This is a genomic window from Streptomyces ochraceiscleroticus (assembly GCF_000720485.1).
GTDB lineage: Bacteria > Actinomycetota > Actinomycetes > Streptomycetales > Streptomycetaceae > Streptomyces > Streptomyces ochraceiscleroticus.
In genome coordinates, this window is the sequence record NZ_JOAX01000003.1 from 74418 (window position 1) to 98928 (window position 24511).

General features: G+C 71.5%; 23 protein-coding genes. 6 read left to right on the plus strand and 17 right to left on the minus strand.

All coding sequences use genetic code 11. The features are described 5' to 3' along the window. Positions 1-16: 16 nt before the first annotated feature. The gene (locus tag IG84_RS0104580) at positions 17-835 is read right to left on the minus strand and encodes a PfkB family carbohydrate kinase (RefSeq protein ID WP_031051607.1); all 819 of its coding nucleotides are present in this window, start codon (positions 833-835) and stop codon (positions 17-19) included. Between the two features lie 98 nt (positions 836-933). Beyond that, positions 934-1962, minus strand: a complete 1029-nt coding sequence (locus IG84_RS0104585) for an SIS domain-containing protein (protein WP_031051608.1) — start codon at positions 1960-1962, stop codon at positions 934-936. A 229-nt stretch (positions 1963-2191) separates the two neighbouring features. On the opposite strand from IG84_RS0104585, the gene IG84_RS0104590 reads away from it, so the two are divergent. After that, a complete protein-coding gene (locus IG84_RS0104590) occupies positions 2192-3343 on the plus strand; it encodes a LacI family DNA-binding transcriptional regulator (RefSeq protein WP_031051610.1) in 1152 nt (383 codons plus the stop codon). Between the two features lie 104 nt (positions 3344-3447). Next, the gene (locus IG84_RS0104595) at positions 3448-4281 is read left to right on the plus strand and encodes an SDR family oxidoreductase (protein WP_031051612.1); all 834 of its coding nucleotides are present in this window, start codon (positions 3448-3450) and stop codon (positions 4279-4281) included. Positions 4282-4380: 99 nt separating this feature from the next. Here the strand turns inward: IG84_RS0104595 and gatB are convergent, their stop codons facing one another. The 10 genes from gatB to gdhA all read right to left on the minus strand — a co-directional run bounded on the left by gatB (position 4381) and on the right by gdhA (position 16524). Next, positions 4381-5889, minus strand: a complete 1509-nt coding sequence (gene gatB / locus IG84_RS0104600) for an Asp-tRNA(Asn)/Glu-tRNA(Gln) amidotransferase subunit GatB (protein ID WP_031051614.1) — start codon at positions 5887-5889, stop codon at positions 4381-4383. A 16-nt stretch (positions 5890-5905) separates the two neighbouring features. Beyond that, positions 5906-6148 (minus strand): hypothetical protein, encoded by a 243-nt coding sequence (locus IG84_RS0104605; protein ID WP_030258159.1) that lies wholly within the window; start codon positions 6146-6148, stop codon positions 5906-5908. Continuing rightward, positions 6145-7653 (minus strand): Asp-tRNA(Asn)/Glu-tRNA(Gln) amidotransferase subunit GatA, encoded by a 1509-nt coding sequence (gene gatA, locus IG84_RS0104610; protein WP_031051617.1) that lies wholly within the window; start codon positions 7651-7653, stop codon positions 6145-6147. The genes IG84_RS0104605 and gatA overlap by 4 nt, the downstream gene beginning before the upstream one ends. 5 nt (positions 7654-7658) lie before the next feature. Continuing rightward, positions 7659-7955: an Asp-tRNA(Asn)/Glu-tRNA(Gln) amidotransferase subunit GatC gene (gatC, locus tag IG84_RS0104615; protein WP_030258164.1), complete on the minus strand. Its 297-nt coding sequence runs from the start codon at positions 7953-7955 to the stop codon at positions 7659-7661. A gap of 111 nt (positions 7956-8066) precedes the next feature. After that, positions 8067-10172 carry a putative bifunctional diguanylate cyclase/phosphodiesterase gene (locus IG84_RS0104620; protein WP_031051619.1) on the minus strand — a complete coding sequence of 702 codons (2106 nt, stop codon included), beginning with the start codon at positions 10170-10172 and terminating at the stop codon, positions 8067-8069. A 157-nt stretch (positions 10173-10329) separates the two neighbouring features. After that, positions 10330-12558 (minus strand): NAD-dependent DNA ligase LigA, encoded by a 2229-nt coding sequence (gene ligA / locus IG84_RS0104625; protein ID WP_382467323.1) that lies wholly within the window; start codon positions 12556-12558, stop codon positions 10330-10332. A 29-nt stretch (positions 12559-12587) separates the two neighbouring features. Next, positions 12588-13622 carry a methionine synthase gene (locus tag IG84_RS0104630; protein WP_037799292.1) on the minus strand — a complete coding sequence of 345 codons (1035 nt, stop codon included), beginning with the start codon at positions 13620-13622 and terminating at the stop codon, positions 12588-12590. Positions 13623-13744: 122 nt separating this feature from the next. Then, positions 13745-14434 (minus strand): SDR family oxidoreductase, encoded by a 690-nt coding sequence (locus IG84_RS0104635; protein ID WP_031051624.1) that lies wholly within the window; start codon positions 14432-14434, stop codon positions 13745-13747. A 121-nt stretch (positions 14435-14555) separates the two neighbouring features. Next, positions 14556-15098, minus strand: a complete 543-nt coding sequence (locus IG84_RS0104640) for an LOG family protein (RefSeq protein ID WP_031051627.1) — start codon at positions 15096-15098, stop codon at positions 14556-14558. Between the two features lie 106 nt (positions 15099-15204). Next, positions 15205-16524, minus strand: coding sequence for an NADP-specific glutamate dehydrogenase (gdhA, locus tag IG84_RS0104645; protein WP_031051629.1), 1320 nt, complete (start codon positions 16522-16524; stop codon positions 15205-15207). Positions 16525-16839: 315 nt separating this feature from the next. Here gdhA and IG84_RS0104650 point away from each other — a divergent pair, with 315 nt between their 5' ends. Then, positions 16840-17136 (plus strand): hypothetical protein, encoded by a 297-nt coding sequence (locus tag IG84_RS0104650; protein ID WP_031051631.1) that lies wholly within the window; start codon positions 16840-16842, stop codon positions 17134-17136. A 19-nt stretch (positions 17137-17155) separates the two neighbouring features. Here the strand turns inward: IG84_RS0104650 and IG84_RS0104655 are convergent, their stop codons facing one another. Next, positions 17156-17458: a hypothetical protein gene (locus tag IG84_RS0104655; RefSeq protein WP_051861387.1), complete on the minus strand. Its 303-nt coding sequence runs from the start codon at positions 17456-17458 to the stop codon at positions 17156-17158. A gap of 128 nt (positions 17459-17586) precedes the next feature. Between IG84_RS0104655 and IG84_RS0104660 the strand changes: the two genes are divergently transcribed. Continuing rightward, positions 17587-18402 carry a helix-turn-helix domain-containing protein gene (locus tag IG84_RS0104660; RefSeq protein ID WP_031051635.1) on the plus strand — a complete coding sequence of 272 codons (816 nt, stop codon included), beginning with the start codon at positions 17587-17589 and terminating at the stop codon, positions 18400-18402. Continuing rightward, on the plus strand, positions 18399-18713 hold the full coding sequence (locus IG84_RS0104665) for a DUF397 domain-containing protein (protein ID WP_031051637.1): 315 nt from the start codon (positions 18399-18401) through the stop codon (positions 18711-18713). Before IG84_RS0104660 ends, IG84_RS0104665 begins: the two co-directional genes overlap by 4 nt. Before the next feature lie 22 nt (positions 18714-18735). Here IG84_RS0104665 and IG84_RS0104670 read toward each other — a convergent pair whose 3' ends face one another. Together IG84_RS0104670 and mnmA are read right to left on the minus strand one after the other, a co-directional pair. Then, positions 18736-20025 (minus strand): DUF5685 family protein, encoded by a 1290-nt coding sequence (locus tag IG84_RS0104670; RefSeq protein ID WP_031051639.1) that lies wholly within the window; start codon positions 20023-20025, stop codon positions 18736-18738. A 279-nt stretch (positions 20026-20304) separates the two neighbouring features. Then, positions 20305-21426, minus strand: coding sequence for a tRNA 2-thiouridine(34) synthase MnmA (mnmA, locus tag IG84_RS0104675; protein ID WP_031051640.1), 1122 nt, complete (start codon positions 21424-21426; stop codon positions 20305-20307). 101 nt (positions 21427-21527) lie between these two features. Here mnmA and IG84_RS0104680 point away from each other — a divergent pair, with 101 nt between their 5' ends. Continuing rightward, positions 21528-22220, plus strand: a complete 693-nt coding sequence (locus IG84_RS0104680; RefSeq protein ID WP_031051641.1) for an N-acetylmuramoyl-L-alanine amidase — start codon at positions 21528-21530, stop codon at positions 22218-22220. A 34-nt stretch (positions 22221-22254) separates the two neighbouring features. Here IG84_RS0104680 and IG84_RS0104685 read toward each other — a convergent pair whose 3' ends face one another. Beyond that, positions 22255-23424 carry a cysteine desulfurase family protein gene (locus IG84_RS0104685; RefSeq protein WP_031051643.1) on the minus strand — a complete coding sequence of 390 codons (1170 nt, stop codon included), beginning with the start codon at positions 23422-23424 and terminating at the stop codon, positions 22255-22257. Positions 23425-23585: 161 nt separating this feature from the next. Then, positions 23586-24431 carry a thioesterase family protein gene (locus IG84_RS0104690; protein WP_031051646.1) on the minus strand — a complete coding sequence of 282 codons (846 nt, stop codon included), beginning with the start codon at positions 24429-24431 and terminating at the stop codon, positions 23586-23588. Positions 24432-24511 lie beyond the last annotated feature (80 nt).

The window sequence follows — 24511 nt, forward strand, 5'->3', positions numbered from 1 at the left end:
CGGAAGGGACGGGCGGTCAGCGGCGGGCGGGGCTGCCGGGCAGGGCGAGGGGGTGGCCGAAGGCCCCGGGGCTGGTGCAGACCTCGGCCGCGTAGCGCGCGGCGCGGGCGGCGGCGTCGGCCAGGGGGCTGCCCTGCCACAGGGATACGAGCAGGGCCGCGATGAAGGAGTCGCCGGCGCCCAGGGTGTCGGTGGCCGCGACCGGGACGACGCGCTGGTGGTGCACCGTCCCCTCGTACGACACCAGCGCACCACCGGCCCCGCGCGTCACCACGGCCAGCTTCGGACCGGCCTGCCGTATCCGCTCGGCGAGCGCGGCGGCCTCCGCGTCCCCGGCGTCCGGCCGGGAGAAGACGGCGCCGTGCACGTGCGGCAGCAGCGGCGCGGCGTAGGACCAGGGGCGGTCGGAGAAGTCGAAGCTGACCGGGCAGGCGGCGGCGAGCGCGGGCAGGTGCGGCTCCAGGCGGCTGCAGTCGCCGGTGTGCAGCAGGTCGAAGCCGGCCAGCCAGGCCAGGTCGGCGGCGTCCGGCGCGAAGACCGAGACGGTCTCGTCGCACTCGCCGAAGCTGCGGTTGCCGTCCGCGTCGAGGTGCACGGTCGCGTAGGCGTTCGGCCCGTCGGCCGTCCGGGCCCGGTCGGTGCGGACGCCCTCGGCGGCGAGCGCGGCCCGTATGTGCGCGCCGGCCTCGTCGGTGCCGGTGACGCCCAGGTACCCGGCGTCGGCGCCGAGCCGGGCGGCGTGCACCGCGACGTTGAGCGCGTTGCCGCCCGGGTACATCAGGCCGCGCTGGGGATAGCGGTCGACGACATTGTCACCGACTCCGCAGATGCGCATGGGGGTTCCTTACGGGGAGGAGCTGCGGGAGGGGAGCGGGTACGGGACGGCCCGGTGCGGCACCGCACCGGGCCGGGTCACGCGAGGGGGTTCCGGGATCAGTACTCGACCTGGAACATGTAGCGGCGCTTGTCCAGGTCGTGGCCGCGCACCGACTCGTAGTGGCGGGCGAGCCGGGTGCCGAAGACGTCCAGCGCGATCGGCGTGATGTCGCCGCGCACCGACTCCGGGACACCGGGCAGCGAGAAGATCCGCGAGTCCACGTAGTGGGCCTTCTTGGTGTACTTGTCCAGGAAGGTCTTGGCGCGCTCGGCCATCGGGCGGGTGGCGTCCTCGCCGAGGAAGAGGATCACCGGCTGGTCCTCGGTGACCACCTCGAAGGCGCCGTGGAAGAACTCACCGGCGTTGTAGGTGCCGCCGTGCTTCCACTGCATCTCCATCAGGTAGCACATCGTGAAGCCGTAGCCGGCGCCGTAGTTGGGGCCGGCGGACAGGACGTACGTGACGTCCTCGTCAGCCAGCGCGGTGGCGATCGAGGCGGCGAGCTCCTCGCCCTCCTCCTGGGACTTGTGGAGCGCCTCGGGCAGCGCCTCGTACGCCGTGCGGACGGCCGCGTAGTCGCCCTCGGCGCCGGTCTTCTCCAGCAGCGCGTACACGAGCTGCCCGAACAGCACGCCCTTGGGCGCGACGACGGTGTCCTCGCTGCGGTAGGTGAACGCGGCGTGCGCGGCCTTGGCCAGGGGGCTGTCGGCGCTGCGGGTGAGGGCGGCGACCTTGGCACCGGTGCTGCGGGCGTACTCGGCGGCCGCGACGGTCTCCTTGGTGGTGCCGGTGTGCGAGGACACCAGGACGAGTGAGCCCTCGCCGAGCAGCGCGGGGCGGCGCAGATTGAACTCGTCGCTGTTCATGTGGAAGACGGGGAACTGCGCCCGGGTCTCCAGGAGGAAGTGCGCCGGGTAGGCGGCGGTGAGCGAGCCGCCGCAGCCGACGAGGAAGACGTTGCGCAGCCCGCCCGCGACGACCTCGTCGACGAACGTGCGCGCGGCCTCGTTCTGGCTGAGCGCGAAGGACACGGCCTCCTTGAAGTCCTCGGTGATCGGCTTGAGGGGCAGGGATGCGGTAGTCACGCGGGTCCTTTCCTGAACGGTTGCGGTGCGGGGTGGTGCGGTGCGATGCGGGCGCGGCGGGGTGGTGCGGAGCCCGGGACGGGCACCGGCCTCCCGCATCATTGAGAACGTTCTCAATCCAAGCCGAAGAGGTGTCTTGAGAACGTTCTCATTCGCGGTGTTGGGAACCTTCCCACCGCCAACTCCCCGCCGTCAATCCCCTGTCGCGACCCGATAGCCTGACGACGCCATGACGACGAACCGACGCAAGCCCGCAGGCCGCCCCGCGACCCTCCCCGACGTCGCGCGCGAGGCGGGCGTGTCCCGCTCCACCGCCTCCCGCGCGCTGGCCGGCTACGGCTCGGTCAGCCCGGACGCCCGCGAACGCGTGCGCGCCGCCGCCGAGAAGCTCGGCTACCGCGCCAACCAGCTCGCCCGCTCCATGATCACGGGACGTACGCACACCCTCGGCGCGATCGTCGCCGACATCCAGAACCCGTTCTTCGCGGGCGTCACCCGCGGCATCACGGACGCGGCGCGCGCCGCCGGGTACCAGGTCCTGCTCGCCAACACCGACGAGGACGTGGCCGCCGAGCGCGCCGCGGTGAAGATGCTGCGCGACAAGCACGTCGACGGGCTGATCGTCGCCCCGGCCGCCACCACGGAGACCGGCCACCTGGCGGCCGCGCACGCCGCCGGCTGCCCCGTCGTCCTCCTCGACCGCCAGGCCCCCGGCCTGCCCGCGGACTCCGTCACGGTGGACAACCACGGCGCCGCCCAGGACGCGGTACGCCGCCTCCTGGTCGCGGGCCACCGCCGCATCGCGCTGGTCAGCCTGCTGGGCACCGCCCCTGTGGGCACCCCCGCCGACACCCCGGGCACCGCTCCGTCCACCGCCCTGGAGGCCGCCCCCGCCGACCCGGCCTCCCCCGACCCGGCCTCCCCCGACCCGGTCTCCACCGGCCTGGAGCGCATCGAGGGCTACCGCGCCGCGCTGCGCGAGGCGGGCCTCACCGACACCGACACCTACCTCCGCACCGGTACCTTCCACCGCGAGGACCCGGCCGACCTCACCGCCGAACTGCTGTCCCTCTCCGAGCCCCCCACGGCCGTCTTCGCCACCGACAGCATGATCGCCCTCGGCGTCCTTTCCGCCGCCCGCGACCACGGCCTCCGCGTCCCCGAACACCTCTCCGTCGTCACCTTCGACGACACCGACTGGGCCCGCGCCGTACGCCCCCGCATCAGCGTCGTGGCCCAGCCCGTCCAGGAACTCGGCGCCCGCGCAGTCCACTCCCTCATCACCCGCATCGAGGGCACTGCCGGCACCCCCGAACACATCGTCCTGGACACGGAGTTCATCGAACGCGAGTCGATCGCGAGCCCTCCGGACGCCTCCTGACGCCCCACCCCACCGCGCTTGACCTCAAGCCCAGTTGAGGTCCTAGCGTGCAGCGCGAGTGATCGACGAGAGCGATCGCCGGCTGGCGACAGGAGAAGGCAACGATGATCCTTGTGACCGGTGCGACCGGGAACATCGGGAGCGCCCTGCTGCGGGAGCTGCAGGGGGCCGGCGCCGGCCCCGTGCGGGGGCTTACCCGGGACGCTGCCCGGGCCTCGTTCCCCGGGGAAGTCGAAGCTGTCGAGGGCGATTTGACCGAGGTCGCCGCGCTGAAGCCGGTGCTGGACGGGGTGCGTTCACTGTTCCTCGTGTCGGGCGTGGGCGCGGACGCGGACGTCCTCGCGGCCGCCCGGCAAGCGGGCGTCGAGCACGTGGTTCTCGTGTCGTCCATGACCGTGGAGACCCATCCCCACCTGGCTCCCGCCGGCGAGAACCTGGCGGTCGAGCGGCTGCTCCAGGACAGCGGCATGGCCTGGACGATCCTGCGGCCGACGCAGTTCACCTCGAACACCCTGTGGTGGGCGGCGTCGATCCGCGCGCACCGGTCGGTCCGGGCGCCGTACGCGGACATCGGGCTGCCCGCCATCCACCCCGCCGACATTGCGGCGGTGGCCAGGACGGCGCTGACCGAACCGGGGCACCGGGGGCGGACGTACGCACTCACCGGACCCGCACGGGTCACGCCCCGGCAGCAGGTCGAAGCCATCGGTGCTGCCCTCGGGGAAGAGGTGTCCCTCGACGAGATCAGCCGGGAGGAGGCCCACCGGCAGATGGCGTCCTTCATGGCGGACGGAACCGCGGACGCGATACTCGACCTGATGGGCGGGGACGTCAACGACGAGCTGCTCCGGGTGCGGGACACGGTGTCGCAGATCACCGGCGCTCCTGCCCGAACGTTCCAGCAGTGGGCGCGGGAGAACGTCGCCGCGTTCCGCTGATCCGCTGATCCGCCCAAGAGAGCTGACACGGATCGCACACGCGCGAGGGGCGGCGCACCCAGTAGGTGCGCCGCCCCTCCCCACGTAAGGGGACCAGGATCAGCCCTCCACGCCCAGCTTCTCCAGGATGAGCTCGCGGACGCGGGCCGCGTCGGCCTGGCCTCGGGTGGCCTTCATGACCGCGCCGACCAGGGCGCCGGCCGCGGCGACCTTGCCGCCGCGGATCTTGTCGGCGATGGCGGCGTTGGACTCGATCGCCTCGTCGACGGCCTTGCCCAGCGCGCCCTCGTCGGAGACGACCTTCAGGCCGCGCTTCTCGACGACCTCGTCCGGGGTGCCCTCTCCGGCCAGTACGCCCTCGATGGTCTGGCGGGCCAGCTTGTCGTTGAGGGAACCCTCGGCGACCAGCGCGGCGACCCGGGCGACCTGCTCCGGCGTGATGGGCAGCGCGTCGAGGTCGACACCGTCCTCGTTGGCGCGGCGGGCCAGCTCGCCCATCCACCACTTACGGGCGGCCGCGGCGTCCGCGCCGGCCTCCGTGGTGGCGACGATCAGGTCGACCGCACCGGCGTTGAGGATCGACTGCATGTCGTGCTCGGAGATGCCCCACTCCTCGCGCAGCCGGTTACGGCGCACGCGCGGCAGCTCGGGCAGTCCCTTGCGCAGCTCCTCGACCCACTCGCGGGACGGGGCGACGGGGACCAGGTCGGGCTCCGGGAAGTACCGGTAGTCCTCCGCCTCCTCCTTCACGCGGCCGGACGTCGTGGAGCCGTCCTCCTCGTGGAAGTGGCGGGTCTCCTGGATGATCGTGCCGCCGGAGGAGAGCACCGCGGCGTGCCGCTGGATCTCGAACCGGGCCGCACGCTCGACGCTGCGCAGGGAGTTGACGTTCTTGGTCTCCGAGCGCGTGCCGAACTTCTCGCTGCCCTTGGGCATCAGCGAGAGGTTCACGTCGCAGCGCATCTGGCCCATCTCCATGCGGGCCTCGGAGACGCCGAGCGCCTTGATGAGCTCGCGCAGCTCGGCGACGTACGCCTTGGCGACCTCGGGGGCGCGCTCGCCCGCACCCTTGATCGGCTTGGTGACGATCTCGATGAGCGGGATGCCGGCGCGGTTGTAGTCCAGGAGGGAGTGCGAGGCGCCGTGGATTCGGCCCGTCGCGCCGCCCACGTGCGTGGACTTGCCGGTGTCCTCCTCCATGTGGGCGCGCTCGATCTCCACGCGGAAGACCTCGCCGTCCTCCAGCTGCACGTCGAGGTAGCCGTCGAAGGCGATCGGCTCGTCGTACTGGGAGGTCTGGAAGTTCTTCGGCATGTCCGGATAGAAGTAGTTCTTCCGGGCGAAGCGGCACCACTCGGCGATCGAGCAGTTCAGCGCGAGGCCGATCTTGATGGCGGACTCCACGCCGATCGCGTTGACGACCGGGAGGGAGCCGGGCAGCCCCAGGCAGGTGGGGCAGGTCTGGGTGTTGGCGTCGGCGCCGAGCGCCGTCGAACACCCGCAGAACATCTTGGTCTTGGTGCCGAGCTCGACGTGCACCTCGAGACCCATGACGGGCTCGTACGTCGCGAGGGCGTCCTCGTACGAGACCAGGTCAGTGACAGTCACGGTGAAACAATCCCTCTCAGCCCAGCAGGACGTCGTCGTCGCCCAGGTGCTTCAGTTCCCGGTAGAGGATCGCCAGGCCGGTGACGATCGCCGCGGCCGAGACCGCCGCGTCGATCAGCCGGAGCGTGTCGTTCTCCTGCCGGGCCAGCTTCGCCTGCTTGGCGACGCTGAGCGCGCCGAAAGCGGTGGTGCCCATCGACAGGTACAGACCCGACTTGGACTTCTTGAAGTTCTTGGCCTTCTTGGTGATGGCGCTCACAGTGACGGTGCCTCCTCGAGCAGCGGGTGGCCCCACTTTTCCACGAAGGCGGCCTCGACGGCGGCACCGACCTTGTACAGCCGGTCGTCCTTCATGGTGGGGGCGATGATCTGCAGGCCCACGGGCAGCCCGTCCTCGGGAGCCAGGCCGCAGGGCAGCGACATGGCCGCGTTGCCCGCCAGGTTCACGGGGAGCGTGCACACGTCCGCGAGGTACATCGCCATCGGGTCGTCGGCACGCTCGCCGATCGGGAAGGCGGTGGTGGGCGTGGTCGGCGAGACGATCACGTCGACCTGCTCGAATGCCTTCTCGAACTCGCGGGTGATCAGGGTCCGCACCTTTTGCGCGGAGCCGTAGTACGCGTCGTAGTAGCCGGAGCTGAGCGCGTACGTACCGAGCATGATCCGGCGCTTGACCTCGGGGCCGAAGCCGGCCTCGCGGGTCAGGGCCGTGACGTCCTCGGCCGACTTCGTGCCGTCGTCGCCGACCCGCAGGCCGTAACGCATGGCGTCGAAGCGGGCCAGGTTGGAGGAGCACTCCGAGGGCGCGATGAGGTAGTACGCGGCCAGCGCCAGGTCGAAGGACGGGCAGTCCAGCTCGACGATCTCGGCGCCCAGCTCCTTCATCAGCGCGACGGACTCGTCGAACCGCTGGATGACACCGTCCTGGTAGCCCTCGCCGCGGAACTGCTTCACCACGCCGACGCGCATGCCCTGTACGGAGCCGTTGCGCGCGGCCTCGACGACCGCCGGGACCGGCGCGTCGATGGAGGTGGAGTCGAGCGGGTCGTGGCCCGCGATCGCCTCGTGCAGCAGCGCCGCGTCCAGGACCGTACGGGCGCAGGGTCCGCCCTGGTCGAGGGAGGAGGAGAACGCGACCATGCCGTAGCGGGAGACGCCGCCGTACGTCGGCTTCACGCCGACCGTGCCGGTGACGGCGGCGGGCTGGCGGATGGAACCGCCGGTGTCCGTACCGATCGCCAGCGGTGCCTCGTACGAGGCGAGGGCCGCGGACGAGCCGCCGCCGGAGCCGCCGGGGATGCGGGTCAGGTCCCACGGGTTGCCCGTCGGGCCGTACGCGCTGTTCTCCGTGGAGGACCCCATGGCGAACTCGTCCATGTTGGTCTTGCCGAGGATGACGACGTCGGCGGCCTTCAGGCGCTCGGTCACCGTCGCGTCGTACGGCGGGATCCAGCCTTCGAGGATCTTGGAGCCGACGGTGGTCGGGACGCCCTCGGTGGTGAAGATGTCCTTCAGGGCGAGCGGGACGCCGGCCAGCGGGCCGAGCTTCTCGCCGCGCTCGCGCTTGGCGTCCACGGCGCGGGCCTGGGCGAGCGCGCCCTCCCGGTCGACGTGCAGGAAGGCGTGCACCTTCTCGTCCACGGCCTCGATCCGGGCCAGGTGGGCCTCGGTGACCTGGACGGCGGTGACCTCACCGGCCGCGATCTTCGCTGCGGTCTCGGCGGCGGTCAGCTTGATCAGTTCGTGTGCTGCGGTCTGCGCCATCTCGGTCACTCCTCCCCCAGAATCTGCGGCACCTTGAATCGCTGCTGCTCCTGGGCGGGGGCGCCGGAGAGCGCCTGCTCGGGGGTGAGCGACGGACGGACCTCGTCCGCCCGCATGACGTTCGTCAGGGGCAGCGGGTGGGAGGTCGGCGGGACGTCTTGGTCGGCGACCTCGGAGACGCGGGCTACCGCGCCGATGATGTCGTCGAGCTGTCCGGCGAAGTGGTCGAGCTCTTCGTCCTTCAGCTCCAGACGTGCCAGCCGTGCGAGGTGGGCGACCTCCTCGCGCGTGATGCCAGGCATGCAGCGATCCTCTGCTGGTTTCCGGTGGAGTTTCCGCCCCAATCCTATGGCTCCGGGAGTCGTGACCGCGAAACGCTTTCCCCGCGGGGGCCGGAACCGGGACCGGGACGGCTACTTCACGACCTGGCCCGAGGGCCGGTCGGCCTCCTCTGAGTCGGCAGGCGCGCCTTCCGACTCCCGGCGCCAGCCGTGGTGCTCGCGCGCCCGCAGCCACGCCGTCGTCTCGTCCGGCGGCATCGCGGCGGCCACCAGCCAGCCCTGTACCGCGTCGCAGCCCAGATCGCGCAGCCGCTCCCAGGTCTCGTCGTCCTCGACGCCCTCCGCGACGACGAGCAGGCCGAGGGAGTGCGCGAGGTCGAGCGTGCAGCGGACGATCTCGGCGTCCTCGGTGTCCACCGCGAGCCGGGCCACGAACGAGCGGTCGATCTTCAGCTCGCTGACGGGCAGCCGCCGCAGGTGCACCAGCGAGCTGTACCCCGTGCCGAAGTCGTCCAGCGACATCTTCACGCCGTGGCCGGTCAGGCCGTTCAGCGTGTCGGCGGCGCGCTGCGGGTCCTCCAGCAGCACATGCTCGGTGATCTCGAGCTGGAGCGCGCCCGGCGGTACCTGGTGCCGCGCCAGCCGGGCGGCGACCGCGCCGGCGAACCCGGGGGTGTGCACATCGCGCGGTGACACATTCACCGCGACCGGGACCTCCAGGCCGTCCGCGCGCCAGCGCGCCACCTGGCCGAGCGCGGTCTCCAGGACGTACTCGGTCAGCCGCGGCATCAGCCCGGAGGACTCGGCGATGGCGATGAACTCGTCCGGAGGGACTCTCCCGCGGTCCGGGTGCACCCAGCGCACCAGCGCCTCGAGACCGGCGACCTGGCCGTCGAAGCGGACCTTGGGCTGGTAGTGCAGCTCGACCTCGCCCGCGTCCAGCGCCCGGCGCAGGTCGCCGAGGAGGCCGAGGCGGTCGGGGGTGTTGCCGTCGCGCTTGGCTTCGTAGACCTCCACGCCGCTGCGGTCCCGCTTCGCCTGGTACATCGCGACGTCCGCGCGGCGCAGCAGGCCCTCGGCGTCCAGCGCGTGGTCCGGATAGACCGCGACGCCGGCGCTCGCCTCGAGCACCAGCGTCAGCCCGTCCAGGTCGAGGGGCGAGCCCAGGGCGGCGACAAGCGAACGGGCCACCCGCTGTGCGCTGGTGAGGGAATCGGCGGTGGGCAGCAGCACCGCGAACTCGTCGCCGCCCAGCCGCGCGGCCTCCGCTCCGCGGGGCAGGGCCTGCCGCAGCCGCTCGGCGATCTGGAGCAGCAGGCGGTCACCGGCGAGGTGTCCGAGGGTGTCGTTGACCGACCGGAAACGGTCGAGATCGATCAGTACGAGGGCGGCGCGGGCGCCGACGCGCTCGGCGTCGTCCAGCGCGCTCCAGGTCCGCTCCAGCAGCCACTGCCGGTTCGGCAGGCCGGTCAGCGGGTCGCGAAGCTGCTCCTCGGCGCGGGCCCGCGCGATCCACAGCGTGGAGTCCAGCGCGATCAGCGGTACGGCGAAGAGCGGCAGCAGCAGCGGGGTGTGCTCGGCGACCACCACGATCAGCGGGGCTATGCCCACGAGCGCGATGCCGACCAGGGCCTGCCGGGTCACCGACCGGCGCGCGATGGACGGCAGCCGGCCGTTGCGCGAGCCCATCAGGAACCACAGCAGCGCGCGGGTGACGGCGAGATACACCAGCGCCGATCCGAGGATCGGCGGCAGGACGGACAGGTCCCATTCACCGGGACGGCCGGGGTCGGCCACGCTGGGCGTGATGCCGAACGCGGCGAGGCCCAGCGCCGCCGCGCCCAGGCCGAGGACGTCGATCGCACCGTGCACCACCGCCTGTCGCCAGCGCTGCCGACGCGCCGCGCCGACCAGCACGACCACGGACAGGCTGATCAACAGTGCGGGCACCCAGCCGTACAGCAGCAGGACCGCCAGGGCCAGTGCGGCACCGGAGCCGGTGCCGCCGGACCAGCGGTCCCGGCCGATGGCGACGAGATGCCCGACGATCACGCCGGTGAGGACGGCCAGCGACCAGCCGACGGCGCCGCGCGGGAAAAGCGCGGCGCCGCCTCCGATCGTCATGATCACGCCCGTCACGAGCACCAGGGCGGCCGTCAGAACCACAGCCGCGGGCAACGCGGGCATGACGAGCCGCCGGAGCCGCGACGCCGGAGCGGCGCTGTCGGTCGGTTCCATTCCGATACCTCTCACAGCCGGCTGTGCCCGCGCCACGGCAGGCGCACCCCTCAACAGTAGGCCGCAGAAGGCCACCTCGGGCAGCGATCGGCAGCGGTTGCCCGAATGCGACCCGACCACCCGTAAGCGTCTGGTATGCGCCGAAGAAGTGACTTGCTCACTCCTCCTCCGGCGGTGTGACCGCTACCGCGCGGGCGGCGTCGGGGCCCTCTTCGAGCAGCACCGCGAAACCGTCATCGTCCAGCACAGGCACCTTCAACTGCATAGCCTTGTCATATTTCGAACCAGGATTGTCGCCTACAACGACGAAACCAGTCTTCTTCGAGACAGATCCGGTCACTTTCGCTCCAAGGCGTTGCAGCGCTTCCTTCGCGCCATCTCTGGTGTGTGATTGAAGTGTTCCCGTTACGACGACGGTGACGCCCTCCAGCGGCCTCGGGCCTTCGTCGCCGGTGCTCTCCTCCTCCATCCGGACCCCGGCGGCACGCCACTTGTCCACGATGTCGCGGTGCCACTCCTCCTCGAACCACTGCTTGAGCGAGGCGGCGATGGTGCCGCCGACGCCCTCGACCGCGGCCAGCTCCTCCTCGCTCGCCTCCCGGATCCGGTCCAGCGAACGGAACTCCATCGCCAGCGCCTGCGCCGCGACCGGACCCACGTGCCGGATCGAAAGGCCCGTCAGGATGCGGGCCAGCGGGCGCTCCTTGGCCGCCTGGATGTTCTCCAGCATCGCCAGGGCGTTCTTCTTCGGCTCGCCCTTCTGGTTGGCGAAGAACGTGACGACCTTCTCCTCGCCGGTCTTCGGGTCCCGCTTGGGCAGGCCGCTGTCCGGGTCGAGCACGTACGACTTGATGGGCAGCAGCTGCTCGATGGACAGCCCGAAGAGGTCGCCCTCGTCCTTCAGCGGCGGCTCGGCGGGCTCCAGCGGCTGGGTCAGCGCCGTCGCCGCGACGTATCCGAAGTTCTCGATGTCCAGGCTCTTGCGGCCCGCGAGGTAGAAGAGCCGCTCGCGCAACTGAGCCGGACATCCCCGCGCATTCGGACAGCGCAGGTCGATGTCGCCCTCCTTGGCGGGCTGCAGCGCCGTCCCGCACTCGGGGCACTCGGCCGGCATCACGAACTCCCGCTCGCTGCCGTCCCGCAGGTCCGCCACCGGCCCGAGGATCTCGGGGATCACGTCGCCCGCCTTGCGCAGCACGACCGTGTCGCCGATGAAGACGCCCTTGGCCTTGACCACGTCCTGGTTGTGCAGCGTGGCGAACTCGACCTCGGAGCCGGCCACCATGATCGGCTCGACCACGGCGTACGGCGTCACCCGGCCGGTCCGCCCGACACCCACCCGGATGTCCAGCAGCTTGGTGTTGACCTCCTCCGGCGGGTACTTCCACGCGATGGCCCAGCGCGGCGCGCGCGAGGTCGCCCCGAGGCGGCCCTGCAGCCGGATCTCGTCGAGCTTGACCACGACGCCGTCGATCTCGTGCTCGACGTCGTGGCGGTGGTCGCCGTAGTACTTGATGAACTCCCGCACCGCGGCGAGCGAGTCGACGACCTTGTTGTGCTTGGCGGTCGGCAGGCCCCACTCGCGCAGCAGGTCGTACGCCTGCGACTGGCGGTCGATGTCGAAGCCCTCGCGGGCGCCGGTGCCGTGCACGACCATGTGCAGCGGGCGCGTCGCCGTGACCTTGGGGTCCTTCTGGCGCAGCGAACCGGCCGCGGCATTGCGCGGGTTGGCGAACGGGGGCTTGCCGTCCGCCACCAGGCGGGCGTTGAGCTGCTCGAACGCCTCCATCGGGAAGAAGACCTCGCCACGGATCTCCACCAACTCGGGGACGCGGTCGCCCTTGAGCCGGTCGGGAATGTCCGCGATCGTCCGCACATTCGGCGTGATGTCCTCGCCCGTGCGGCCGTCGCCGCGGGTGGCGGCGCGGGTCAGCCTGCCGTGCTCGTACGTGAGGTTGACCGCGAGGCCGTCGACCTTGAGCTCGCACAGGAAGTGGTACCCCGCCGACTTCGGGTCGCCGCCCAGCTCCGTCGCCAGCCGCTCCGCCCAGGCGGCCAGCTCCTCGTCGTCGAAGGCGTTGTCCAGCGAGAGCATCCGCTCGCGGTGGGCGACCTCCGTGAACTCCGTCTCGTACGACCCCGCGACCTTCTGCGTGGGCGAGTCGGGCGTCCGGAGCTGCGGATGCTCCTCCTCCAGCGCCTCCAGGGAGCGCAGCAGCTTGTCGAACTCCGCGTCGCTGACGACCGGGGCGTCCTTGACGTAATACCGGAAGCGGTGCTCCTCGATCTGCTCCGCGAGCCGCTGATGCCGCTCGCGTGCCTCCGAGGGCACGCCGGCTCCCGCCGCGTCGTCCACCGCCTGTCCGGTCTGCTCTTCGCCGGCCACCGTCTGTCCTCCCGTGTCCTTGAGTGCGCTCACTCAGGGTTGTCCGCGAGCGATCCCGCCGCCCGGACGCAATGGGCGAGCACCTTACGGGCATAGTCGGGCGAAGCGCCCGCGAGCCCGCACGCGGGAGTGATCACCACGGACTCGCTGAGAGTCCCCGGATTCAGCCCCAGCCTGCGCCACAGCGTCCTGACACCCATGACGCTACCGGCAGGGTCTGACAATGGGCCGTCGGTGCCCGGCACGACGCCGGCGAAGAGCGTCGTACCGCCCTCGACGGCCTCGCCGATCGCCTCGTCGTCACGCTCGGTGAGCAGTGAGAAGTCGCACGCGATACCGGTCGCGCCGGCCCGGCGCAGCAGCGCGAACGGGACGTCGGGGGCGCAGGAGTGGATGATCACGGGCGTACGGCCGGCCTGTGCGGCGCCCGCATCGGCCTGCGCGCGGCCCGCGTCGGCTTGTGCGGGGCCCGCGTCTGCCCGTGCAGGGTTCGCCGCTTCGATGATGTCGCGGAGGGCGCCCTCGACGACGGCGCGGTCCACGGCGCGGTGGGTGCGGTAGCCGCTCGCGCTCTTCACGCTGCCGCGCAGTACGGAGGTCAGCGACGGCTCGTCGAGCTGGAGGGCGATCCGTGCGCCGGGTACTCGCCGCCGTACGTCCGCGAGGTGCCCGCGCAGCCCCTCCGCCAGCGAGGCGGCCAGGTCCCGGCAGGCGCCCGGGTCGCTCAGCGCGGCTTCCCCGTTGCGCAGCTCCAGGGAGGCGGCCAGGGTCCAGGGACCGACGGCCGAGACCTTCAGGGCACCCTCGTACCCCTGCGTGAACTCCTCCAGCGCGTCGAGGTCCTCGCCGAGCCAGGACCGGGCCCGGCGGGTGTCCCGGCCCGGCCGGTCGCTGATCCGCCAGCCGCTGGGCTCCACATGCGCGTACACCTCGACGAGCAGCCCGGCGGTCCGGCCGATCATGTCGGCACCGGGCCCTCTGGCGGGCAGCTCGGGCAGGTACGGCAGCCGGTCCAGGGATCCGGTGACGGTCTTCGCGGCCTCGCGCGCGTCGCCACCGGGCATCGACCCGATACCGGTGGCCGCGCGGGCGCCCCAGGGGTTAGTGGTCTTGTCGCTCACGCGTCCGACCCTATGCGGCGTGGCCGTGTGGCTGCGCCCGTGCGACCTTGCGTACGGCCGGGGCGTCAGCTTCCCGGGCGCACCGAGAGATCGGTGATCTCCGCGTCCCTGGGGAGGTCGAGGGCCGTGAGGACCGTCGTCGCGATCGACTCGGGGTCGATCCAGCGGGACGGGTCGTACTCCTTGCCCTCCTGCTGGTGCACGGTGGCCTGCATGGCGGTCGCGGTGCGCCCCGGGTAGACGGAGGTGACCCGCACCCCGTTGTCGTGCTCCTCGGCGCGCAGCGCGTCCGCCAGCGCCTTCAGGCCGTGCTTACTGGCCGCGTACGCGCCCCACTGCGGGTTCGCGCGCAGCCCCGCGCCGGAGTTGACGAAGACCACGTGGCCCTGCGCGAGCCGGAGCTGCGGCAGGAAGAGGCGGGTCAGCTCGGCCGGCGCGACCAGGTTGGCGGTGAGCTGGCGCTGCCAGCTCTTGGCGGGCAGGTCGGCGACCGCGCCCAGCTCGACGACGCCCGCGATGTGCAGGACGGAGTCCAGCCGGTCGGGCAGCGTCTGGTGGCCGAGCGCCCAGGCGAGCTTCTCCGGTACGCCGAGGTCACCGACGACCGCGCGGGCCCCGGGGAACTGCGCGGCCAGCTCCTTGGCGCGGCCCGCGTCCCGGGCCAGCAGCCACAGCTCCTCCCCCCGGTCGGCCAGCCGCCGCGCGACCGCCGCCCCGATGCCCGATCCTGCGCCGGTGATCAAGTGCGTACCCATGGGGCGATCCTAACGACCTCCGGATATCCGCGCCCCCGCCTGGGTAACCCCCTGGTGGGGGTCTCCGGGGCTGCGCAATCGGGGCCCGCGCGAAAGTCGTACTGACTCGCCGCGCAAGAGTTCAGCTCTGTACCCCCGCCTGCTCCTCCAGGTAAGCCAGCGCGCCCACGCCGTCCTCCGCGAAGAAGGCCAGCTCGGTGAGCGGTACCGGGAGGAAGTTCTCCTCCTCCATGCGCTGGAACTGCTGCTTGAGGCCGTCGTAGAAGCCGTTCGTGTTCAGGATGACGACGGGCTTGGTGTTCAGGCCGTGCTTCTTCAGCTCAAGGATCTCGGTGGCCTCGTCCAGCGTGCCGGTGCCGCCGACCATCACCACGATGGCGTCGGCGCGGGCGAGCAGCGCCGCCTTGCGCTCGGCGAGGTCCGCGGTGATCACCATCTCGTCCGCGCCCGCGCGCGCCTTGTGGGCCAGGAACTCCACCGAAATACCGATGAGCCGGCCGCCGTTCTCCTGCACGCCGTCGGCCATGACCTTCATCAGGCCGGTGTCCGAGCCGCCCCAGACCAGCGCGTGCCCGCCCTTGCCGATCAGCTCGGCGAATTCACGGGCGGGGACGGTGTAGCTCTCGGAGAGGTCGGCGGCGGAGCAGAAGACACAAATGTTCATACGGCAACGATACGGGTGGGCAGAGGACGGACGACGGTCCCCCGCCCACTCGTCACGGGCGGGCAGGGGGCGCACCTCGATCCCCGCCCACCCGTCACGGGCCGCGTCAGATCAGCCCCTGCACCAGCATCGCGTCCGCGACCCGCTCGAACCCGGCGATGTTCGCGCCCACGACGTAGTCACCGGGGCGGCCGTACCGCTCCGCCGTCTCGAAGCACGTGCGGTGGATGTTCCGCATGATGGCCGCGAGCTCGCCCTCCGTACGCTCGAAGGTCCACGACTCCCGCGCGGAGTTCTGCCGCATCTCCAGCGCGCTCGTCGCGACACCGCCCGCGTTGGCCGCCTTACCGGGCCCGAAGGCCACCCCGGCCTCCCGGAACACCGCGACCGCACCGGGCGTCGTGGGCATGTTCGCGCCCTCGGACACCGCCTTCACGCCGTTGCCCACCAGGACGCGCGCGGCCTCCTCGTCCAGCTCGTTCTGCGTGGCCGAGGGCAGCGCCACATCGGCGGGGACGTCCCACACGGACCCGCCGGGCACGTACGTCGCCGAGGACCCGCGCCGCTCCGCGTAGTCGCTGATGCGGCCGCGCTCGACCTCCTTGATCTGCTTCAGCAGATCGAGATCGATGCCCTTCTCGTCCACGACGTAGCCGCCGGAGTCCGAGCAGGTCAGCACGTTCGCACCGAGGGCCTGCGCCTTCTCGATCGTGTAGATCGCGACATTGCCGGAACCGGAGACCACGACCTGCCGGCCGTCCAGGTCCTCGCCGCGCTCCTTGAGCATCTCGGCGGTGAACAGTACGTTCCCGTAGCCGGTGGCCTCCGTACGGACCAGGGAGCCGCCCCACTCCAGGCCCTTGCCGGTGAGCACACCGGCCTCCCAGCGGTTGGTGATCCGCCGGTACTGGCCGAACAGGTAGCCGATCTCGCGAGCGCCGACGCCGATGTCACCGGCCGGCACGTCAGTGTGCTCCCCGAGGTGGCGGTGCAGCTCGGTCATGAAGGACTGGCAGAACCGCATGACCTCAGCGTCGGACCGGCCGTGCGGGTCGAAGTCGCTGCCGCCCTTGCCACCGCCGATGTTCAGTCCAGTGAGTGCATTCTTGAAGATCTGCTCGAACCCGAGGAATTTCACGATGCCGAGGTTGACCGAGGAGTGGAAGCGCAGGCCGCCCTTGTAGGGACCGAGGGCGCTGTTGAACTCCACCCGGAAACCACGGTTGACGTGGATCTTTCCCTTGTCGTCCAGCCACGGCACCCGGAACATGATCTGCCGCTCCGGCTCGACGACGCGCTCCAGAATGCGGGCGTCGGCGAGCTCACGGCGCACGGCGAGCACCGGGTCGAGGGTCTCCAGTACCTCCAGAGCCGCCTGGTGGAATTCCGGCTCCCCGGGATTGCGCCGGACCAGCTCGGCATACAGGCCGGCCGGCCCGGCCCGATGATCCCCGGCGGCCTTGTCCTCCGTAAGTCCCGCACGTTCCGCTTGCACCGTCACGTTCTTTTCCCTTCCCATAGACGGCCGTTGACGTCCCGTCGCTCCGCGACTCTATGTTCCCGCCCGCCACGCACGGTATCCGGTTCTCCGGGAACCCGAGAGGAACTCCCGGTGCACGACCGGCGGGGCACCGCTCCCGCGTTGCCCCCTCGGCGGAGCAGCGGGACGCTGGAGACATGCGCGACCGGGCCCGTCCGGTACCCCTCAAGGAGCACCCGCCCGGCCGGAAAGGGGTTTCTCATGCGAATGCTGCTCAAGGTTCAGCTCGACACACCAACGGCCAACGATGCCATCACGAACGGCACGCTTCCGAAGACCATCGAGAACGCGCTGGCGAACCTCCGCCCCGAAGCGGCCTATTTCACCACCCAGGATGGAATCCGTACTGCATTTATCTTCTTCGATATGCAGGACCCGTCCCAGATGCCGAAGACCGGAGAGCCGTTCTTCCTCGAACTCGGCGCCAAGGTCCAGTACACGCCGGTCATGAACGTGGAAGACCTCCGCAAGGGCCTCGCGGCTCTGAATGGCGGCTAGCCCTCCGGCAGTCCTCTGATCACCGACGGGCACGGCAGTCCGCCACGCGCAGGGCATCACTCAGCGCCTCCGCCAGGCGGAGGGCCAGGTAGCGGAACTCGGCGTCCGTGACCTTCGGGTCGGCGTGCATCGCACGGGCGTATTGCAGTAGCTCCGCCCCCATCCCGAGCTGGATCTGCTCGACGCTGTCGGCGAGCGCGGACACGGGCCCCGTGCCGTCGGTCGAGAGGTAGCAGGGGCGGCCGTCAGGGGTCGTCCACGGCAGCAACCGCAGGGCGTGAACGGGTACTTCAGACGCTTCACCAGGCGTTTCATCCGTCATGGAGTCGATTGTCAGTGGCCGCGGTTACTCTGCGTACTGGATCGGATTCGTTGTGCGGAGACGGGCAGCGGGTGTGCGATCCGTGCAGTGCGGTACGACGTACGACCGGCGCCAGCGGAGGATGCCCGATGCCCAAGTCCAAAGAACCTCCCACCAGTCTCCTGATCTTCGGCAAGCAGTCCCGTTACCTGCGCGAGAAACGCGACCTGACCCGCCGCGAGCTGTCCGCGCTCATCCCGTACTCCGAGTCCTTCATCGCGATGGTCGAGCGCGGCGAAAGACCCCCGAAGCCGGGGTACGTGGACGCGGTGGACGCGGTACTGGGCGCGGACGGCCTGCTCTGTGTCCTGGCGCCGGACGTGTCGGAGAAACATCACCCGGCGTGGGCGGAGGAGTACGTCCACCTCCAGGCGCAGGCGCTTGCCCTGCATGTCTACTCGACGCACTTCCTGCACGGCCAGCTGCAGACGAAGGAGTGCGCGCAGGCGGTCTTCCGGTCCGTCAGACCCAGCATGACCGAAGAGGAGATCGAGCAGTCCGTCCAGGCGCGCCTGGCCACACAGAAGCTGCTCACGCGCACGCCCGCGTGCCGGATGACCTTCGTGCTGGAGGAGTCGACGCTGCTGCGGAAGATCGGCGGGCGGGATGTGTGGGAGGGCGAGCTGCGCAACCTGCTCAAGATCTCCCAACTGCACAACGTGCAGCTTCAGATCATGCCGCTGTCCCGGGAGACGCATGCGGGGGTGGACGGCCCGATGACGCTGCTGGAGACTCCGGACCACCACACCGTCGGCTACGTCTCGGGCCAGCAGGGAAGTTACTTCCTGACCGAGCCCGACGACATCAGCGTGCTGAGCCACCGCTATGGCACGCTGCGGGCACAGGCCCTCGATGCCGAGGCGTCGCGAGCTTTCATTCAGCGACTGCTGACAGGAGAGTCATGAAAACCGATCTGGCGTGGTTCAAGAGCAGCTACAGCGGCGGTCAGGACGAGGCATGCATCGAGGTTGCCGTGACCTGGCGGAAGTCCAGTCACAGCGGCGGCACGGGCGAAGCGTGCATCGAGGTGGGTGCTGCTTGGCGCAAGTCGAGTCACAGCGGCAGCGAGGGCGAAGCCTGCGTCGAGGTGGCGACCGCCCCCCGTGCCATACACGTCCGCGACTCCAAGGACACAGCGCGCCCCCACTTCGCCGTCTCCCCCACCGCCTGGGCGGAGTTCCTCGCGTTCGCGCAGGGGGTGCCGGAAGCCGGCTGACCGTACACCGGTGGGGCGGCGGTCAGCAGCCGCAGTCGCAGCAGGCGCAGCACTCACAGACCTCGCAGCACTGACATGCCTCGCAGCACTGACAGCCCTCGCAGCAGTCGCTGAGGCAGCCCTTGCGCTTCTTCCGGGACCAGGGGCCCTCGTAATCGTCGGCGCAGCAGAGCCGGCAGGTGCAGCAGAGGCCGATGAAGGCGGCGCAGCCGGCGAAGAAGCCGCGGGGTTTCTTCGGCTGGTGGGGGCCTTTCCCGAAGTCTCCGGACCCTCCGAACCCTCCGGCTCCTCCCGCGCCTCCGCCGTGGCCCCCGCTGTACGGGTTCTGTGGGCCGTTCAGGGGCTGCTGCCCCTGGGCGTAGTACGGGCCGCCGGCCGGAGGCGCACCGTACGGCGCTGCCTGGCCGTACTGGGGCGGTTGACCGGCGGCGCCGTCATGGCCCGCGTGGCGGCACGATGTCGTGCCGAAGGCGCGGTCCACCGCGCGGCGGAGTTCGTGGACGAGCAGGATGTGTACGAGCTTGGCGTCGGCGAAGTCGACATCGCGGAGGGCGAGTCGGATGCCGTGGAGTGCGTCGTCGCAGACGCGGCGGGCCTGCTCGAGGCCGGTGCCCGTGGCGGTGAGTGGGTTCCAGGCGCCCTCGGCGGCGTCCGTCGCACGGTCTTCCACGGCGTCGAGGAGGTGGGCGAGCCGGCCGAAGAGGCGGCCGGCCTCGGCGAGCGGTTCGGCGTTGCCGGGGCGGCCCGCCAGGACTGCCGTGTGGGCGAAGGCCGCGGCGGTCGCCGTCTCGGTCGGCTCGGTGATGACCGTCAGCGGTGTGCCGGGGCCGGCCAGCCGCTCGACGGCCGGCTGCCGGTCGACCGCGTCGACCAGTACGGCGGTGTCGAAGCCGACCGTGGAGCCGGTACGCGTTCCGGCCCGGTGCCAGCCGGTGGCGACCTTGCGCGCGGCGGCGGCGACGGGGCGGCGGCGCAGGAGTCCGTCCTGGTCTGCGACATGATCGCGGATCTTCGCCGAGGCGAGCACGAGGGAGACCGACGCGGCGAGCCGCGCGCCCTCCCCCTTCGCCACCGAAGCGGTGCGCATGCCGCGCAGCGGGCAGGGCCCGGCGGTCCGGCGCCCGGCCTCCGCGTGACCGGCCTGAGCATCCGTCAGTACGGAAACGATCAAGCCGTCGTAGTTCGTGACCACCCGGGCGAACTGCCCATGATCGTTACGCAGCGCGAGGCAGAGGCCGCACAGATGGGCCATCCACTCCGCTTTGAGCCCTTCGGTCAGGCGGTGAGTGCAGGGCCTGACTATTCCGAACACGTGATACCCCCGTATGACGTCGGCGCGATGCGTCCAGGCAGCACCGTCGGCGCCTGTAGTGTGCAGCGGCTGCAGATCGTACAGAGCGCGCCGCTGACCTGCATAAACGGCGTACACAGGTCCACGCATGGGCGTCGTCTCGTCAGATGGGGCGGTTTCTGCCGCCTGGCCCGGCCAGGATGTCTGCCGCCAGGCCCGCCGTCCCGGCCGTCCCTGCTGAACGCCCGCCGTGGCCCGCTGGGCGCCCGCCGTGGCCCGCTAGATGCCCGCCGTGGCCCGCTAGACGCCCGCCGTGGCCCGCGTGGTGCTCGCGATCGTCGCCGAGCCGACCACCCTCGTCCCGTCGTACAGGACGATCGCCTGGCCGGGGGCCACGCCGCGGACCGGTTCCGCGAAGGTGACCGCGAGGCCGTCCTTGGTCGTCTCGGCCGTGACCTCGGTCTCCTCGCCATGGGCGCGGAGCTGGGCCGTATACGGGCGGGGGCCCGCCGTCGGGGCGGTGCCGCACCAGCGGGGGCGGATGGCGGTGAGGGCGGTGACGTCGAGGGACGCCGCCGGGCCGACCGTGACCGTGTTGTCGACCGGGGAGATGTCCAGGACGTAGCGCGGCTTGCCGTCGGGGGCCGGGGTGCCGATGCGGAGGCCCTTGCGCTGGCCGATGGTGTAGCCGTACGCGCCCTCGTGGGTGCCCAGCTTCGTACCGGACTCGTCGACGATGTCGCCCTCGGCGCGGCCCAGTCGCTTCGCGAGGAAGCCCTGGGTGTCGCCGTCGGCGATGAAGCAGATGTCGTGGCTGTCGGGCTTCTTGGCGACGAAGAGGCCGCGGCGGGCGGCTTCTTCGCGGATCTCCGCCTTGGTGGTGAGCGTGTCGCCGAGGGGGAACATCGCGTGCGCGAGCTGGCGCTCGTCCAGGACGCCGAGGACGTAGGACTGGTCCTTGGCCATGTCGGAGGCGCGGTGCAGCTCGCGGGTGCCGTCCTCGCGGGTCACGACCGTGGCGTAGTGGCCGGTGCAGACCGCGTCGAAGCCGAGGGCGAGGGCCTTGTCGAGGAGGGCGGCGAACTTGATCTTTTCGTTGCAGCGGAGGCAGGGGTTGGGCGTGCGGCCCGCCTCGTACTCCGCGACGAAGTCGTCGACGACGTCCTCGCGGAAGCGTTCGGCGAGGTCCCAGACGTAGAAGGGGATGCCGATGACGTCGGCGGCCCGGCGGGCGTCGTGCGAGTCCTCGATCGTGCAGCAGCCGCGCGCGCCGGTGCGGAAGGATTTGGGGTTCTCGGAGAGCGCGAGGTGTACGCCGGTCACGTCGTGGCCCGCCTCGGCGGCGCGGGCGGCGGCGACGGCGGAGTCGACACCGCCGGACATGGCGGCGAGCACACGGAGGCGGCGGGGAGCGTCAGTCATAGCTCTTCCAGAGTAGACGGAACCACTGGCGGGAGTGGAAGCGAGCGGGGTCCCGGCCGCCGGGCGGAACCGTGAGCCGGGTGGTGAGCGTTGTTCAGCGCATGGGAGACGGTGATCACACGGCCCGCAGAAACATCGGCCGCCGCGCGGTGCTGATCGGCGGGACGGTCGCGGTGGCGGCCGGGGGGCTGGCGGCGCACGACCGGCTGGAGCGCTGGTGGTGGCGGCTGCCCGGCCAGGAGAAACCGCGCAAACCGGGCGAGGTGGACTACCAGAGCGCGCAGTGGTCCGCCGCGTCCGGGGCGAACTGGCGGCGCGCCGACCGGCCGGCCGACTACGTGATCGACCGGGTGGTGATCCATGTCGTGCAGGGCAGCTATGCGACCGCCCTGCGGGTCTTCCGCAATCCCGCGCACGGCGCGGCCGCGCACTATGTCGTCCGGAAGGACGGGCATGTCGCGCAGACCGTCCGCGAGCTGGATGTCGCCTTTCACGCGGGCAACCGGGGGTACAACGAGCGCAGCATCGGCATCGAGCACGAGGGCTTCGTCGACCGGCCGCAGGACTTCACGGCCGCGATGTACGGGAGTTCGGCGCGGCTGACGGCGGACATCTGCGCGCGGTACGGGTTCCCGGCCGACCGGGAGCACATCGTGGGGCACGTGGAGGTCCCGGGGGCGGATCACACCGACCCCGGGCCGCTCTGGGACTGGGACCGGTACATGGACCTCGTACGGGAGGCGCTGTCCCGGAACCCGGGCAAGGGCCGGGACCCGGGGAAGGCCCCGGCCTAGCGCCCCGGGGCCCGGGCCGGCCACCCCGCCCGGCTCAGCTGAGCCCCGCGCTCCGTGCACGTTCGACCACCGGGCCGATCGCCTCCGCCAGGGCCGCCACGTCCTCCTTCGTGGAGGTGTGGCCGAGGGAGAAGCGGAGGGTGCCGCGGGCCAGGTCCGGGGTCATGCCGGTGGCGAGGAGGACGTGGCTGGGCTGGGCGACGCCGGCCGTGCAGGCCGAGCCGGTGGAGCACTCGATGCCCTGCGCGTCCAGGAGGAGGAGCAGGGAGTCGCCCTCGCAGCCGGGGAAGGAGAAGTGCGCGTTGGCGGGGAGGCGCCCGGCCGGGTCCGGGTCGCCGCCGAGGACAGCGTCGGGCGCGGCGGCCCGTACGGCCGTGATCAGCTCATCACGCAGGGCGCCGATCTCGCGCACGAACTCCTCACGGTGCGCGACGGCATGCCGTCCAGCCGCGGCGAAGGCGGCGATCGCGGGCGTGTCGAGGGTGCCGGAGCGTACGTGGCGCTCCTGGCCGCCGCCGTGCAGCACGGGCACCGGCGCGTACTCCCGCCCCAGCAGCAGCGCCCCGATGCCGTACGGACCGCCGATCTTGTGGCCGGAGACGGTCATGGCGGCCAGCCCACTGGCGGCGAAGTCGACCTCGAGCTGCCCGAACGCCTGGACCGCGTCCGAGTGCATCGGGATGTCGAACTCGCGCGCCACTGAGGCCAGTTCTGCGACCGGCTGGACGGTCCCTATCTCGTTGTTGGCCCACATGACGGTGACCAGCGCGACGTCCGAGGGGTCCGTGGTGATCGCCTCGCGAAGCGCGTCCGGGTGCACGCGCCCGTAGGCGTCCACCGGCAGCCACTCCACGCGCGCGCCCTCGTGCTCGGCGAGCCACTCGACCGCGTCGAGCACGGCGTGGTGCTCGACGGGGCTGGCGAGTACGCGGGTACGGGACGGCTCGGCGTCCCGGCGGGCCCAGTACAGGCCCTTGACGGCGAGGTTGTCGGCCTCCGTGCCGCCCGCGGTGAAGACGACCTCACTGGGGCGTGCGCCGAGCGAGGCGGCGAGGGATTCCCTGGCCTCCTCGACGGTACGGCGGGCACGCCGGCCGGCGGCATGCAGCGAGGAGGCATTGCCGGTGACGGCGAGCTGGGCGGTCATCGCCTGCACCGCTTCCGGAAGCATCGGGGTGGTGGCGGCGTGGTCGAGGTAAACCATGGTGCGCACGATTCTACGAGCTGCCGGGCGCCCTGCGGGAGCGCATACCCGGCGCTCGGAGGCACCCTCCACAAAACCCGGGCCGAGCGCCGCAAAACCCCTGGCGAGAGCGCCCCGGAACCGCGGCCGGGCGCGCCCGGCCGCCGCGCGCCCGGGTGCGGTCAGTCCAGCAGCGCCCGGGCAAGCTGCCGGGACTGCGCGACCAGGCGGTCGTTGGCGTCCCAGACCTCGGCGTCCTCCTCCAGGAAGCCGCCGGCGAGGTTGCGGGTGGTGATCGAGACACGGAGCGGGCCGGGCGCCGGGCGGCAGCGGATGTGGGTGGTCAGCTCGACCGTGGGGACCCAGCCCTTCAGGCCCATCTCGAAGGCGGTCGGCGGCAGCGCGTCGACCGTGAGGAGGAGGGAGAGCGGGTCGGCGTCGCGGCCGTCGGCGAGGCCGAACCAGCCGCGCATCTCGCCGTTGCCGCTGGGCGCGCCGACGGCCCAGCCGCAGGTCGCGGGGTCCAGCCGGACGTCGAGCCGGGCGGTGATCGCCGAGCTACCGGGGAGCGCGGGGCGGCCTTCGGGCGCCGCGTCCGTACCGAAGCACTCCTCGTACGGGGGCATGGCCGGCGGCTTGGCGGTGGTGCGGACGTCGTCCGGGAGCGCGTCGAGGTCGCCGTAGGCGGCCAGTACGCGCAGCCGCTCGACCTCGGTGCCGTCGTCCTCGAACTGGACGAGGGTCGCGGTACCGGTGGACATGGTGCGGCCGGTGCGGACGACCTCGGTGCGGATCACGGCAGGGCCCGGCCGGGAAGCGGTGAGGTAGTGGGCGGTGACCGTCATCGGGTCGGGGTGCGGCAGCGCGTCGCCCAGGGCCCGGCCCATCAGCGCGAGGAGGTAGCCCCCGTTGACCGCGTGAATGATCGTCCAGCCCGCGGAGAGCTCCGCGTCGTACACGCCGGGAGAGCGGCGCACGATGGCCGTGTCACGGTCGAACTCGCTGTTGCCTATGGTCACCTCTGCCATGCGGTGCACCGTACACGGAATTATTACCAGCCGGTAGAGGCGTCTTGGCCGCCGGTCACCGGGCTGCTGACCCGGTGCCC